Origin of the sequence: Agromyces sp. H66, from assembly GCF_004959775.1 — a bacterium.
Lineage (GTDB): Bacteria > Actinomycetota > Actinomycetes > Actinomycetales > Microbacteriaceae > Agromyces.
Genome location: NZ_SJZG01000003.1, coordinates 11,842 through 25,970, shown reverse-complemented (window position 1 = coordinate 25,970; position 14,129 = coordinate 11,842). Strand labels below are relative to the sequence as shown.

The 14,129-nt window shown below is 72.1% G+C and carries 13 protein-coding genes; 5 read left to right on the top strand and 8 right to left on the bottom strand.

Going from position 1 to position 14,129, the window contains the following annotated elements; genetic code table 11:
- Positions 1 to 404: 404 nt before the first annotated feature.
- The 4 genes from EZM51_RS05945 to EZM51_RS05930 form a co-directional block, all read right to left on the bottom strand.
- Positions 405 to 764 carry a DsrE family protein gene (locus EZM51_RS05945; RefSeq protein WP_136707344.1) on the bottom strand — a complete coding sequence of 120 codons (360 nt, stop codon included), beginning with the start codon at positions 762 to 764 and terminating at the stop codon, positions 405 to 407.
- Positions 765 to 989: 225 nt separating this feature from the next.
- Positions 990 to 1,838 carry a tryptophan-rich sensory protein gene (locus tag EZM51_RS05940; protein WP_136707343.1) on the bottom strand — a complete coding sequence of 283 codons (849 nt, stop codon included), beginning with the start codon at positions 1,836 to 1,838 and terminating at the stop codon, positions 990 to 992.
- Between the two features lie 72 nt (positions 1,839 to 1,910).
- Positions 1,911 to 2,939 (bottom strand): FUSC family protein, encoded by a 1,029-nt coding sequence (locus EZM51_RS05935; RefSeq protein ID WP_136707342.1) that lies wholly within the window; start codon positions 2,937 to 2,939, stop codon positions 1,911 to 1,913.
- 90 nt (positions 2,940 to 3,029) lie between these two features.
- Entirely contained in the window at positions 3,030 to 3,680 is a 651-nt protein-coding gene (locus EZM51_RS05930) for an NAD(P)H-binding protein (RefSeq protein ID WP_136707341.1), read from the bottom strand.
- Positions 3,681 to 3,868: 188 nt separating this feature from the next.
- Between EZM51_RS05930 and EZM51_RS05925 the strand changes: the two genes are divergently transcribed.
- Positions 3,869 to 4,330, top strand: a complete 462-nt coding sequence (locus EZM51_RS05925; RefSeq protein WP_136707340.1) for an Hsp20/alpha crystallin family protein — start codon at positions 3,869 to 3,871, stop codon at positions 4,328 to 4,330.
- A gap of 97 nt (positions 4,331 to 4,427) precedes the next feature.
- Positions 4,428 to 6,107, top strand: coding sequence for a DUF885 family protein (locus EZM51_RS05920; RefSeq protein ID WP_169053803.1), 1,680 nt, complete (start codon positions 4,428 to 4,430; stop codon positions 6,105 to 6,107).
- A gap of 95 nt (positions 6,108 to 6,202) precedes the next feature.
- Here the strand turns inward: EZM51_RS05920 and EZM51_RS05915 are convergent, their stop codons facing one another.
- The gene (locus tag EZM51_RS05915) at positions 6,203 to 6,427 is read right to left on the bottom strand and encodes a hypothetical protein (RefSeq protein WP_136707338.1); all 225 of its coding nucleotides are present in this window, start codon (positions 6,425 to 6,427) and stop codon (positions 6,203 to 6,205) included.
- 527 nt (positions 6,428 to 6,954) lie between these two features.
- Here EZM51_RS05915 and EZM51_RS05905 point away from each other — a divergent pair.
- The 3 genes from EZM51_RS05905 to EZM51_RS05895 all read left to right on the top strand — a co-directional run bounded on the left by EZM51_RS05905 (position 6,955) and on the right by EZM51_RS05895 (position 10,616).
- The gene (locus EZM51_RS05905) at positions 6,955 to 8,397 is read left to right on the top strand and encodes an MFS transporter (protein ID WP_136707336.1); all 1,443 of its coding nucleotides are present in this window, start codon (positions 6,955 to 6,957) and stop codon (positions 8,395 to 8,397) included.
- Positions 8,398 to 8,550: 153 nt separating this feature from the next.
- Positions 8,551 to 9,318 (top strand): ABC transporter ATP-binding protein, encoded by a 768-nt coding sequence (locus EZM51_RS05900; RefSeq protein WP_136707335.1) that lies wholly within the window; start codon positions 8,551 to 8,553, stop codon positions 9,316 to 9,318.
- Positions 9,315 to 10,616 carry an ABC transporter permease gene (locus tag EZM51_RS05895; protein ID WP_136707334.1) on the top strand — a complete coding sequence of 434 codons (1,302 nt, stop codon included), beginning with the start codon at positions 9,315 to 9,317 and terminating at the stop codon, positions 10,614 to 10,616. The genes EZM51_RS05900 and EZM51_RS05895 overlap by 4 nt, the downstream gene beginning before the upstream one ends.
- Before the next feature lie 21 nt (positions 10,617 to 10,637).
- On the opposite strand, the gene EZM51_RS05890 is transcribed toward EZM51_RS05895, so the two are convergent.
- The 3 genes from EZM51_RS05890 to EZM51_RS05880 form a co-directional block, all read right to left on the bottom strand.
- Complete coding sequence (locus EZM51_RS05890; RefSeq protein ID WP_248305524.1) at positions 10,638 to 11,840, bottom strand: ABC transporter permease; 1,203 nt, start codon at positions 11,838 to 11,840, stop codon at positions 10,638 to 10,640.
- Between the two features lie 89 nt (positions 11,841 to 11,929).
- A complete protein-coding gene (locus tag EZM51_RS05885; protein ID WP_136707333.1) occupies positions 11,930 to 12,610 on the bottom strand; it encodes an ABC transporter ATP-binding protein in 681 nt (226 codons plus the stop codon).
- The gene (locus EZM51_RS05880; protein ID WP_136707332.1) at positions 12,607 to 14,127 is read right to left on the bottom strand and encodes a hypothetical protein; all 1,521 of its coding nucleotides are present in this window, start codon (positions 14,125 to 14,127) and stop codon (positions 12,607 to 12,609) included. Before EZM51_RS05880 ends, EZM51_RS05885 begins: the two co-directional genes overlap by 4 nt.
- Between the last annotated feature and the right edge of the window lie 2 nt (positions 14,128 to 14,129).

Genomic DNA, 14,129 nt, shown 5'->3' with positions numbered 1-14,129 from the left:
GCCGAAGGCACTGTTTCGTTCGAGGAGTCGGTGCCGCCGTGCCGCGGTGCCGGGGTGCCGGGGTGCAACAGTGCCGAAGTGCCGAAGTGCCGAAGTGCTGCGATGGCGCGGTGCCGAGGTGCCGAGGTGCCGAGGTGCCGAGGTGCCGAAGTGCCGAAGTGCCGGGGTGCCGGGGTGCCGAGGTGCCGAAGTGCCGAAGTGCCGAAGTGCCGAAGTGCCGCGGTGCCGAAGTGCCGAAGTGCCGAAGTGCCGAAGTGCCGCGGTGCCGAAGTGCCGAAGTGCCGAAGTGCCGGGGTGGCGGGGTGGCGGAATCGACCGTGTCGGCGGGGGAAACGGTCGCTCGGCGCAGCAGCGGAGGTGGCGGAGGAGTGGGGACCCTGCCTCGGCAGGATCCCCGCGTACACCTAGAACGACAGGATCTGGCGGCCGGCTGCGACCAGGTTGCGAATGCTGGCCTCACCGTTCGTCTCGGCGAGCAGCGGCCATCCGGCGGCGACGAGTTGGTCTTTCACCTTGTGGCTCGACGCGCAGAACGAGCATGCGCCGTGCACGTTGTCACGGAGAGCGGTGGCGAGCGGGTGCATCGGGCTGGCGGGGTCGCTGATCGCGGCGAGCGTCTCGACGCCCGAACCGTCGAACACCACGACGACGTCATCGCCCGCAGCCGTGAACTCGAGAGCGGTCTTGAGACCGCGGTACACCTTGGAGGTGTTCCCGGGCAGCGGCTCGTAGATGACGACGGCAACCTTGTTCGACTCGTTCATTGGAGAGACCTTTCAGTTGGTTTGCCAGGCCGGTCGGTGTGCCCGCCGGGTGGCCGAGACCGGTGAGAGAACCGGAGCACCGAAGGTACGTCGCGCCCGGGCGAGTCGTCTGCGATCCAGCACACAGACCTCGACTCGGGTGCCAGCGCACACTGGAAGGCATGGCCTGGGCCGGGGTGCACTGCGACGAAACGTCGCGTTCTGGAAGGAGGTCAGGCTCGTCGACTAGGCCGCCGGCGCAGCGGGCGGGCGGTGCGTCGTGCGTCGTCGCCGCAGTTCCGCCGCCACCCGCGCCGTGACCGTCGCCACGAGCACGGCGACCACGGCGACGATCGCCGCGATGCCCGTGACGGCCGACGACGGGGCATCCGTCAGCCGTGCGATCGCGATCCACGCGAGACCCCAGCAGAGCGACAGCGTCGGCGCGATGCGGCCGTGGTCCCACACCGCGAGGGCCCCGCCGACGAGCCCCGCCACGGCCACCACGCCGACGGCCCACGTCGCCGGTGGGATCCCCCAGCCGTCGAATCCCGCCGCGACGAGCGCGGCCGTCACGTTCGCCGCCGTCGCGACGATCACCCAGCCGAGGTAGAGGCCCACGGTGCCGTCGGTCACGATCGCGTCGACGACGTTCTTCGGCGGGTACGCGAGGCACTGCCCGAAGGCGTACACGAGCACGAGGAGCAGCACGACGATGACGGGAACGCTCAACCACAGCAGGTCGAACTGGATGCTGAGGATCCACGCCGCGTTGAGCACGAGCGACGCGGCGATCGGGTATCCGACCCGCCGGTGCCGCTCGTCCGCGCGCTGCCCGGGAAGGAACTGCCACACCGCGTAGGCGAGCAACCCGAGGTAGATGACCGACCAGATGGCGAACGCCGGCCCGCCGGGCGCGATGAGGGTCGCATCGGCCGCGAGCGCGCCGCCCGCGGCATCCTGGATCGGCGTGCCGCCCGCCGCACCCGAACCGATGAAGGCTCCCACCACCGCTGCCACGGCGCTCACCGCCACCGTGATCTGTCGGGCGAGGTCACCGCTCGCCGTGGGCTCTGTCGCCTGCGTCGTCATCATCGCACCTGCCGTCGACTCGTGGTTCCCGGTCGTGTCGCGCTGCCAGCCTAGGCAACGGATGCCCCGCGCCGGTCACTCCGCGCCGAGTTCCTCTCGGATGCGCCGCAGGTCCTCCATGAGCGACCCCACGAGGATCCAGTGCCCCGACTTCGGCGGCGCGATGACGAGCGCCGACGTGAGCGCCGGCGTCTCGGAGGTGAGCGGTTCGGGTTCGGGTTCGGCGACGCGGGCCGCGAGCCGCACGTCGTGCGCCACCCGGTGCAGCTGCTCGGCGATGGCGCGCACGGTCATCTCATCGTGCAGGGTCTCGTCGTAGTGGTCGGCGAACGCGCGCGTCATGCCGATGACCTGCGTCACGATCGGGCTGAGCTTGGTGAGGAGCTCGCGCAGCTGCCCCAGCTCGTCACGGTGCGCCGACCGGCGGGGATTCAGCGTGAGCGACTCCTCGCCCGCGACGATGGCGGCGTCCGCGGCATCCCGCATCGGCCGCAGCAACCGCGCCTCGATCATGAGCGCCTCGAGGTCGGCCCGGGATCGCGCCTCCTCGAGCGCGTCGGCGAGACGGTCGACGGATGCCGCGAGCTCGCCGCCGAGCCGGGCGAGCTGCTCCCGTGCCGGCGCCACCGCCACGGGCGGCACGATGAGCGCGTTCACGATGATGCCGATCGCCGCGCCGATGAGCGTCTCGATCACCCGGTCGAGCGCGTACTCCGGCGAGGACGCGCCGAGCGCGAGGACGAGCATGGCGCTGATCGCGACCTGGTTCGACGTGGGCGGCGTCATCTTCAGGGCCCACGCCACGAGCATCGCGACGACGATGGCGATGAGGATGATCCACGTGCTCTGGCCGAACGCGAGCGAGAGCCCGGTGGCCACGAGCACGCCGAGGATCACGCCGACCGAGCGCTCGACGGCCTTGCCGAACGACTGGTTCACGCTCGGCTGCACCACGAGGAGCGCCGCGATCGCGGCGAACACCGGCAGCTGGCCCTGCACGAGCCAGCCCGCCACGAGCCACGCGGCGATGGTCGCGACGGCCGACTTCAGCACCTGCAGGAGCGGCACTCGCCTGGTCGCGCGGAACGTGGCCGTGATGCGCATGTGCTCAGGCTAGCCGCGTGCACGCGTGCGGCGTGCCGCGCGCGGATGTCGCGTGCGGGCGCCGCGTGCGGTGTGGGCTCGGGTCCGCGATCAGCGGAGGGCGGCGAGCGCCTCGGCGATCGGGTCGTCGCCCGAGACGAGTTCGAACTGGGTGCGGGATGCCGCGCCGGTCTCGAGCACGGAGGCGATCGTCGCCGCGACATCCGCGCGGGGGATCGTGCCGCTCTCGAGGGCGGAGCCCGCTCGCACGAGGCCGGTGCCGGGGTCGTCGGTGAGCCGACCGGGACGAATGATGGTCCAGTCGAGGTCGCGCGAGCGCACCGAGGCATCCGCTTCGCTCTTGGCGCGCAGGTAGAGCTGGAAGATGTCGTCGGATGCCGGATCGAACTGGTCGGCGCCCGTGGACGAGATCACCACGAGGCGGGGGACCCCGGCGGCCTCGGCCGCGTCGGCGAGGAGGATCGCCGCGTCGCGGTCGACCGTGAACTTGCGTTCGCGGGTGCTCCCGGGGCCGGCCCCGGCCGCGAACACCGCGGCATCCGCGTTCTTCAGTACCTGGCCGACCTCGTCGACGGAAGCCCCCTCGAGGTCGAGCACGACCGCTGCGGCGCCCGTGGCGTCGACATCGTCGCGGTGTTCGGGATTGCGGATGATGGCGATGGGCTCGTGCCCGGACTCGGCGAGCAGGCGCTCGAGCATGAGGGCGATCTTGCCGTGGCCTCCGGCGATGACGACGCGCATCGCTCCAGTCAACGCGGCCCGGAAGGTCGGCGCAAGGGTCGCGTGGAATCTCGCTCGGGGACGGGTGGAATCTCGCTCGAGGGACTTGGCACTCTCCGTGCGAGAGTGCTAATCTGAAGTTACTTGAGTCGGATGGACTCAACTCTGGGACACGCCGCGAAATGCGGCAGCATGAAGGAGGAGAAGCCATGGCCATGTACTGGGACCCGTTCCGCGATCTCGACCGCCTCGCGCAGGGTCTGCTCGACACTCGTCAGGCACCGCGCATGATGCCGATCGACCTGCATCGTGACGGCGACCACTACGTGCTCTCGGCCGACCTGCCGGGTGTCGACCCGGGTTCGATCGACGTCGATGTCGACGGGCAGCTGCTCACGATCCGGGCGGAGCGCACGCTGCGCTCCGACTCCGACGTGCAGTGGCTCGCGCACGAGCGCCCGAGCGGGTCGTTCCTGCGCCAGCTCACCCTGGGCGACGGCCTCGACACCTCGGCGATCAGCGCGCACTACGACAACGGCGTGCTGAGCGTGGTCATCCCGGTGAGCGAGAAGGCCAAGCCGCGCAAGGTCGCCGTGCAGAGCGCGCCGCACGTCGAGAAGGAGGTGACGGCCGGCGACACCGCGTCGGCCGGCTCGACCGCGTCGAGCTGACGCCGGGCGCAGCGAACGGATGCCGCGGGCTGGGGGGCCCGCGGCATCTTCCGTGTGCCGGGCCGCGTCGACGGTGGGCGGGGCTAGCGTTGCGGGCATGACGTCGCTCGCCACTGACCTCGCCCGGCTCGGCACGGAGTTCTGGGAGTGGCGTGACGCCACCTCGTTCCGCACGTCCGACGACATCCCACGCGTCGAGCGCCCCGCAGGCTGGGTGCCGCGCTTCGATCCGGCGGCGGTCGACGAGTTCCGCCTCGGGCTTTCGGGGTTCGCCGAGCGCTGGCGCGCCCTCGAGGGGGCCGGGCTCGATGCCCTGCCCGTCGCCGCGCAGGTGGACCACCGGCTGCTCGGGGCGGCACTCGCGCGCGTGCACTGGGAGCTCGACGTGCTGCGCAACTGGGAGCGCGACGCCGTGTTCCTCACGTCGCAGATCCTCGGGCCGTGGTTCGACCTGCTGCTCGCGCCGCCGCCGTTCGCGGCGTCGCGGCAGTCCGACCTCGTGCGCGTGCTCGAGGCGATCCCGGCGGCAGTCGACCAGGCGATCGCGAACCTCGAACGCGCGGGCGTCGCGACGCTCGCCCGCGTGGCGGCCGCCGAGCTCGGCGACATCGGCGCCCGGCTGGCCACATCGGTGGCCGCGCTCGCCCCGGTGCTGCACGGGGTGACCGCCCGTTCGCTCGCCGAGGCCAGGCCCGCGGCGAGCGACGCGCTCGAGCGCTATCGCGGCTGGCTCGAGGCATCCGCCGACCGGCTCGGGCCCGACGTGATCGTCGGACGCGACGCCTTCGTCTGGTACCTGCGGCACGTCGCGCTGGTCACGGCCGAACCCGAGGAACTCGTGCGCGCCGCGCTGCAGGACCACCGGCGCAGCGTCGTCGCCGAGACCGTCTCGCGCGCCCGCCACCGCGCCCTGCCCGAGGCGCCGCTCGCGGTCGACGTCGAGGCCGAGATCGCCGCCGAGGAGGCCGGCGAGACGCAGGTGCGTGCGCTCTACGAGCGCGCGGGTCTGCTGAGTCAGCCGGCCTCGCTGCGTCGCTACCGGTTCGCCGCGACGCCGGCGTACCTCGAGCCCGTGGAATTCCTCGGCGTCACCGACGACCTCACGAGCATCCGCCGCGTCGGCGAGGACGCGACGTCGTACCTGCCAGATCCCTCGCCCGACCTGCCCTACTTCGACGCGGCCGCCGCGCGCGACCCGCGGCTCGGCATCATCCACGAGGGCGCGCACGCCCAGCAACTCGCGTTGTCGTGGGCGCACCCGAACCCGATGCGCCGCCACTTCATCGACTCGGTGGCCAACGAGGGCATCGCCCACTACAACGAGGAGCTCATGCTCACGGCCGGGCTCTTCGACGATGCGCCGCACTCGCAGACGATCGTGTACAACTTCGTTCGGCTGCGGGCGCTGCGCGTCGTGGTGGACGTGAGCCTCGCCACCGGCGAGTTCTCGTTGCACGACGCCGTCGACTTCTTCGTGCGGATGGTGCCGATGGACGTCGAGACCGCCACCGAGGAGACGGCATACTACGTGGCGACCCCCGGCCTCGCGATGGCCTACCACGTGGGCAAGCTCGAGGTGCAGCGCATGCTGACGGATGCCGCGCTCGCCGCGCAGCTCGACGGTGCCGAGTTCTCGCTGCGCGACTTCCACGACTTCGTGTGGCGGAACGGCAACGTGCCGATCTCGCTGCAGCGCTGGGAGCTCCTCGGCGACCGTGCCGACGTCGACGCGCTCGACGCGGCGGGCCCGTGGTGGGCGGCGCCGCCCCGGACCTGACGTCGCATCGGGGTCCGGCGGGATCGGCGCTCGGCCGGTGCCCGCGCTCGACCGGCGCTGGGCGGCCGCGTTGCGGGTCGGCTGCCGCGTTGCGGTCAGGCGTCGTCGGCGTCGGGCGCGTCGGGATCGCGGTTCGCCGCGGCTTCGGGGTCCTCCTCCGGTTCGAACGTCGTCGGTTCGCCCGCGCCGACGCCCACGCTACCGGGCTCGCTTGGGATGGTGCCCTGGTTTCCGAGGCCGCCCCTGTCCTCCGTGACGCCCTCGCTTCGCGGGGTGCCGTTCGTGACGTCGTCGCTGTCGCGGTCGGATGCGTCGGTCATCGTCGTCTCCTGCCGTCTCTTCGATCGTGACCACGATCACACGGGGGGTCGGCGGCCGACATGGGCTTGACAGCGTGCTCGCCCTGGCGACGCGGTGACCCATCAACCCCGCCGAAGCATGTTCCCCTTCTCGAACCCGGTGCCGGAGTGCCGAGGTGCCGGAGTGCCGCGGTGTCGGAGTGCCGAAGTGCCGCGGCGCCGCGGTGCCGGAGTGCCGAGGTGCCGGAGTGCCGCGGCGCCGCGGTGCCGGAGTACCGAAGTGCCGGAGTGCCGCGGTGCCGGAGTACCGGAGTGCCGAGATGCCGGAGTACCGAAGTGCCGGAGTACCGGAGTGCCGAGATGCCGCGGTGCCGGAGTGCCGAGGTGGAGCGGCTCATGAAATGAGAAGGCTCGTCGGCGGGCGCCGACCGACGGATTCCTGCCAGCGAAGCACGAATGCCTGCCGAACGCACGCAGGCTGAAATACCCCTATGGGGTATTAGGTTGCTCTCCTCGAGTCACACAACTCGAGACAAGGAGCACTGCACATGTCCACCTCATCCGTCAGTCCGCCGGCGCGCCGCCGGTGGCTCGGGCTCGCCCTGATCGCCGCCGCCCAGTTCGTCGTGATCATGGACACCTCGATCATCGGCGTGGCCCTCCCCGACATTCAGGCGGCCCTCGGCTTCACCCCCGAGTCGTTGTCGTGGGTCTTCAACGCGTACGTCGTCGCGTTCGGCGGGCTCCTGCTCCTGGGCGGCCGCCTGTCCGACGTGTTCGGCGCCCGGCGCGTGTTCATCGTCGGCTGGGTGACACTGCTCCTCGGCTCCGTCCTCGCGGGCGCGGCCGGCAATGCGGCCGTCGAGATCGCCGGCCGGGCCGTGCAGGGCGCGGGCGCGGCGCTCATCGCCCCGGCTGCGCTCACGCTGCTGATGACCCTGTTCGGCGGCACACCCGAACTCCCGAAGGCGTTCGCCGTGTACGGCGCGGCCGCCCCCATCGGCGGCACCGCGGGCGTCTTCCTCGGCGGCGTGCTCACCGAGTACGCGAGCTGGCCCTGGGTGTTCTACGTCACCGTGCCGATCGCCCTCGTCGTCATCGCGCTCACCCCGCTCGCCCTGCCGCGAGTCCGGGCCGGCCGGGGCCGGGTGGACCTCGGTGGCGCCGTCACCGCGACGCTCGGCCTCGCCGCCGTCGTCTACGGGGTCGTGCGCGCCCCCGAAGCCGGTTGGGCCTCGGTCGAGACGCTCGTCGCCCTCGCCGCCGGTGCGGCGTTGCTCATCGGGTTCTTCGCGATCCAGGCGCGCAGCCGCCAGCCGCTCCTTCGGCTCGGCATCTTCCGCGCATCGCAGCTCGGGGCCGCGAATCTCGCGCAACTCCTCCTCGGCGCCGCGTGGGTGCCCATGTGGTTCTTCCTGAACCTCTACCTCCAGAACGTCCTCGGCGCCGGCGCGTTCGCCTCGGGCGCGGCGCTGCTGCCGATGACCGCGCTCATCGTGGTCGGCATGACGCTCGCGGCACCACGCCTCCTTGCACGATTCGGCGCGAAGCCGCTCATCGTCACGGGCTTCGTGCTGCTCACGGTGGGCCTCACCTGGCTCGGCGTCGCACGTCCCGACGGCACCTACCTCGTCGATGTGCTGCCCGCCTCGCTCGTGGCGGCGCTCGGCATGGCGGTCGCCTTCGTCCCCTCGCTCGGCACCGCGATCGGCGCCGCCCGCCCCGAGGAGACCGGCGTGGCATCCGGCCTCGTGAACACGAGCTACCAGATCGGCTCGGCCGTGGGCCTGGCCGCGATGACGGCGGTCGCCGCCGCAGTCTCGCAGGGCGGCACGGATGTCGCGGCCGCGACATCCGGCTACCCCGCCGCGTTCCTCGGTGCCGGCGCGATCGCCGCCGTCGGTGCGCTCGTGACGGCCGCGTTCCTCCGACGTCCGGCGGCCCCGGCTCCGGACGCCGGCGCCGCGGCTCGCGAGGAGGTCGCCGCGTAGCCACGGCGCGATGCGGGTGGGGCGCCGGGCGCCCCACCCGCTCGCCCGTACCCCGCTCGCAGTAGTCGAGGTGTATCCGTTGGATGGATGTGCCGGGCGCGCCTCCCGACGAGGCTGGAACCAGACCTCGCCACGACAGGAGCACACCACACGATGACCGCCCCGATCCTCTCTGCTCGAGACGTACGCAAGTCGTACGGCCGCGGCGCCAACCGATTCGACGCGCTGAAGGCGGTGAGCCTCGACATCCGCGAGGGCGAGAGCATCGCGATCGTCGGCAAGAGCGGCTCGGGCAAGTCGACGCTCATGCACGTCCTTGCCCTGCTCGACCAGCCCACCGACGGCACGGTCGAACTCGCCGGCACCGACACTCGCGCGCTCAGCGGTGCGGCGCTGAACCGCGCTCGCAACCAGACCTTCGGGTTCGTCTTCCAGCAGTTCTTCCTCACGCCGAACGCCTCCGTGCTCGAGAACGTCATGCTGCCGCTGAAGATCGCCGGGGTCGGCCGGGCCGAGCGCCGGCGTCGCGCCCTCGAGTCGCTCGAGCAGCTCGAACTCGGCGACAAGGCGAAGAACAAGGCGGTGAACCTCTCGGGCGGGCAGAAGCAGCGCACGGTCATCGCCCGCGCCCTCGTGAACCGGCCGCGCGTGATCTTCGCCGACGAGCCCACCGGCAACCTCGACACCGCCACGGGCGCGGTGGTCGAGGACATCCTCTTCGACCTGAACCGCGAGCACGGCATCACGCTCATCATCGTCACTCACGACGAGGAGCTCGCCGAGCGGTGCGATCGCCGCGTCCACATCCGCGACGGACTCATCGTCGACGTCATCGAGAACCCGACGGCCACGAAGAGCGCAGACGCAGAGTCGGCCTCAGAGCCAGAGGCGGCGGCGACCGCAGCGGAGCGTGCGGCATGAGGCCCGCCGACCTCGTCGGCGCCGCGGCCGGCAACACGTTCCGCTCCAAGACGCGCACGATCCTGACGATCCTCGCGATCTTCGTCGGCGCGTTCACCCTGACGATCACGAACGGCCTCGGCACGGGCATCAACCGCTACATCGACGACACGGTCGCCGCGATGGGCGCCGACGACGTCATGACCGTGACCAAGGTCGCCGAGAACGCGACGGATGACTCCGACGGCCCGCGCGAGTACGACCCCGACGCGATCGTCAGCGAACGCGAGGGCCCTCCCGGCACGACGAACGTCGTCGCGCCGATCGGCCCGGCCGAACTCGACGACCTCGCGGGGATCGACGGGGTCGTGCGGGTGCAGCCCGTGAAGAGCGTCGACGTCGACTCCATCGCCCATGAGGGCGGCACCGAGTACGAGATCGGCATCGGCGGCTTCGTGAGCGGGATGCGGCTGCAGCTCGCCGCCGGCGAGCAACCCGACGCCGCGGCATCCGGCTACGAGGTCGTCATCCCCGACGCCTACCTCGACGTGCTCGGCTTCGACGATGCGGATGCCGCGATCGACGAACCGGTCACGCTCGCCGTGACCGATGCGGAGCGCACGCGGCACGAGCTCGAGGCCACGGTCGTCGGCGTCGCCGAGGCGAGTCTCGGCACGACGAGCTCCGCGGTGCCGAACGAGGCGCTCAACGACGCGCTCTTCGCGGCGCAGTCGACGGGACTCGACGCGAGCCAGCGCGACATCTACAGCCAGGCGACCGTGTGGTTCGATCCGGCATCGACTGCCGATGAGATCACCGCCCTGCAGGACCGTCTCGACGATGCCGGCTACGACTCGACGACCGTCGCCGAGCGGCTCGGGGCGTTCAAGAGCGTCATCGACGGCATCGTGCTCGTGCTCAACGCGTTCGCGATCATCGCCCTGCTCGCCGCGAGCTTCGGCATCGTGAACACGCTGCTCATGTCGGTGCAGGAGCGCACCCGCGAGATCGGGCTCATGAAGGCGATGGGCATGGGCAGCGGCAAGGTGTTCGGCCTGTTCAGCCTGGAGGCCGTCTTCATCGGATTCCTCGGTAGCGCGATCGGTGCCGGCCTCGGCATGGTCGTCGGCAGCGCGATCAGCTCGGTGCTCGGCGGACGGCTCCTCGCCGACCTGCCGGGGCTGACGCTCATCGCGTTCGACCCGGTGTCGATCGTCGTGATCATCGTGCTGGTGATGGGCGTCGCGTTCCTCGCGGGCACGCTGCCCGCGGTGCGGGCGGCCCGGGCCGACCCGGTGGAGTCGCTGCGCTACGAGTGACGCCGGCGGGGCATCCGCTCGTCACACCCCGCCGCGCAGGGCTGCGATCGGCTCGATCCGCGCGGCCCTGCGTGCCGGGTAGGCCCCGGCGCCGAGCCCGACGAGCGCGCCGAGCAGGGCGGCGCCGAAGACCATCGGCAGGTCGATGATCGGCGTCCACTGCTGCACGAGCGCGACGGCCACGACCGCGAAGACGCCGACCGCGGCCCCGATCAGGCCGCCGAGCAGGCCGATCACGAGCGATTCGACCATGAACTGCGCGGCGATGTCGCGACGGGTCGCACCGAGCGCGCGGCGCAGCCCGATCTCGCCGGTGCGTTCCGAGACCGACAGCAGCGTCACGTTCGCGATGCCGAGGCCGCCTGCCAGCAGTGCGATGACCCCGAGCACCAGGAAGACGACGTTGATGTCGGCCTGCACGTTCTCCTGCAGCTCGGAGCCCGAGCGCGGCGCCTGCACCTCGAAGTTCTCGGGCTGGTTCGGGTCGAGCGCGATCGGCGCCTGCTCGGCGACGAGGGCCCCGGCGCCCGGCGCGATGTGCAGTTGCAGCTCCTCGGCCGCGACGAGCCCGAAATCGGCGCGTGCCGTGCCGAGCGGCACGATGACCGCGTCGAGCAGGTCGGGGCGCCGCTGCACCTCGCCGACGATGCCGATCACGGTGTAGGGGCGTTCGCCGACGAAGATCGACGGTTGGCTGTCGACGCGGTTGAGCCCGAGCTTCTCGGCGGCCCGCGCGCCGAGCACCGCGACCCGGTCGGCCCGCAGCTCGTGCCCGGCGTCGAAGTAGCGACCGGTGACGACGGTGCCGCGCACGGCATCGAGCAGGCCGTCGGATGTCGCGAGCAGCGTCGGGCTCAGGACCTCGGGCGCCGAGGGGTCGTTGATCGGGACGGCGGTGATCTGGAGTTCCCCGATCGGCACCTCGCCGATGAGACCCGCCCGTTCCACGCCGGCGAGCCGTTCGACCCGGTCGGGCGCGTCCCACGGGAGCCGCGTGTTGGGCGTCTCGGTGCCGTTCATCGACCGCGTCGACGCGGGTGAGATCACGGCCTGGGTGGCGGCGACGGCGTCGAACTGACGACTGAGCTGCCCGGCCGCGGTCTGCGCGAAGCCGATCGTGACGACGAGCGAGCCGATGCCGAGCACGGTGCCGAGCGTCGTCATGACGAGCCGGCCGGTGTGCCCGCCGATGCCGTGACTCACCTCGACGAGGAGGTCCTGCACCGTGAATCGGTCGGCGCGCGGCGTGCGCGGGCCGGTCGGCTCCTCGGGGGCGGCGGTGCGCCCGCGGAGGCGGGGGAGGCGGGGTCGCCTCACAGCTCGCTCACCCGGCCGTCGGCGATGCGGATGCTGCGGGCCGCCCGGTCGGCGGTGGCCTGGTCGTGCGTGATCACCACGAGCGTGAGCCCGTCGTGGTTGAGCTCCTCGAAGAGGTCCATCACCTCGCCGGAGGTGCGCTGGTCGAGGTTGCCCGTCGGCTCGTCGGCGAGGATGAGCTGCGGAGCGGCGATGACCGCCCGTGCCACGGCGACCCGCTGGCGTTCACCGCCCGAGAGCGTCGTCGGCAGGAACCCCATGCGGTGCCCGAGGCCGACGCGTTCGAGTGCTGCCGTCGCCCGCGACATCCGCTCGACCCTGGGCACACCGCTGTACAGCGTGGCGAGCAGCACGTTGTCGAGCACGGTGCGCCGCGGCAGCAGGTGGAAGGCCTGGAAGACGAAGCCGATGGTGCGCGCTCGCAGTCCGGCCCGCTGCTCCTCGCTCAGCTCGCCGGTCGACACGCCGTCGAGGCGGTACTCGCCGACGGTCGGGCGATCGAGCAGGCCGAGCACGTTGAGCAGCGTCGACTTGCCCGACCCGCTCGGGCCGACGATCGAGAGGTAGTCGCCGCGGGCGATGGCGAGGTTCACGCTCTTGAGCGCCCGGACCTCGGGGGGGCCTGGGAACGAACGGGTCACGTCGACGAGTTCCACGACCGGGGAGGCCTGGCTCATCGGCCCACCACGACGCGGTCGCCCTCCTCGACGTCGCCGGTGATCTCGACGAACCCCTCGGCCGCGAGACCGGTCTCGACCTCGACGAGGCGGGTCGAGTCGCCGTCGCCGTCGACGACCTCGACGCGCGACTCGCCGCCGGGGCCGGCGGTGAGAGCCGCGAGCGGCACCGCGAGCACCTCGCCCTCGGTGGCCCCGATCGAGATCTGCACGCGCACGTTCTGCCCGCGGAGAGCCTGCACCTGCTCGTCGGTGGGCGACACCGGGGCGAGCACGACGTCGTAGCGCGGACCTCCCTCGGCGGATGCACCGCCCTCGGCCTTGCGCGGCGCGACCGAGGTGATCTCGGCCGCGAGCTCGCTGCCGTCGGGCATCGCGAGGGTCGCCGCATCGCCGGGCTTCAGGAGCTTCGCGTCGCTCTCGACGGCCGACGCGTTGATGGCGAGCGTCGCCCCCGAGACCAGCATCGCCGCCGATGTGACGATCGTGCCGCGCTGCACCATGACCTCGTCGACGCGCCGCGGGAGGTCCTCGAGGTAGAGCACCTCGCTCACGGGCAGGAAGGCCTCGGTGCCGTCGAGCGCGTCGGCGAGGATCTCCTGGGCGTCGGCGAGCTGCCGGCGGGCCTGCTCGAGCGCCACCTGCTGGGCGCTCGTGTCGCGGGGCGCGAGCAGCGCATCGCGCTCGGCTCGCGCCAGGGCGAGCGCGTCCTCGGCGGCCGCGATCTCCGAGGGGGAGCCGCCGCCGTTCCGAAGGTCGGCGAGGGCCCGCTCGGCGGCACGGACGGCGTTGTCGGCCTGGATCCGTTCCACCGACGACGGTCCGGTCGCGGCGGCGCTCACGTCGCGCTCGGCCGCGGCGACCGCATCCTCGGCGGCGCGCACGCCGTCACGCGCCGAACGCACGGCCTCCTCGGTGCCGTCGGGCGAGTCGGGCAGCGGGTAGCCGATGCGGTCGTAGAGCGCGGCGACCGCATCGGCGGTCGCCGCGTCGAACACGTCGGACGAGCGGTCGCCGGGGTCGATGCCGATCGCCGCGAGCGACTGCTTCAGTTGGGTCACGTCGGGTCCGGCGAGCCCCACGCGCAGGGTTCGGTACGCGGGCAGCTCTCCGGGAAGCACGATGACCGGTCGGCCGACGATCTCGAGGGCGACGGATGCCGCGTCGAGCGTCGTGCCGACCTCGGGAACCCGACCCGTCACGACCGCCGGCCCGCCGAGGTCGCCCGTTTCGAGCTTCACCTCGACGGAGTCGGCGAACGCCGCGTCGCCGCGGATCGTGACGTCGTTCGAGAGCACGCGTCGCTCGACGGGCACGGTGATGAGCCCGGGTTCCGGCGGTGCGGCGTTCGCCGCCGCCTGGCTCGGCGAGATCACGAAGAAGCTGAGCCCGACGCCCGCGACAAGCGACAGCACGGCGACGCCGGCGAGCACCCACAGCACTCGGTTGCCGTGCAGCACGCGCCGCCAGCCCGCGACGGCGGGGTCGGCCCGCTCAGCGGGCGATTCGGCCCCCACCG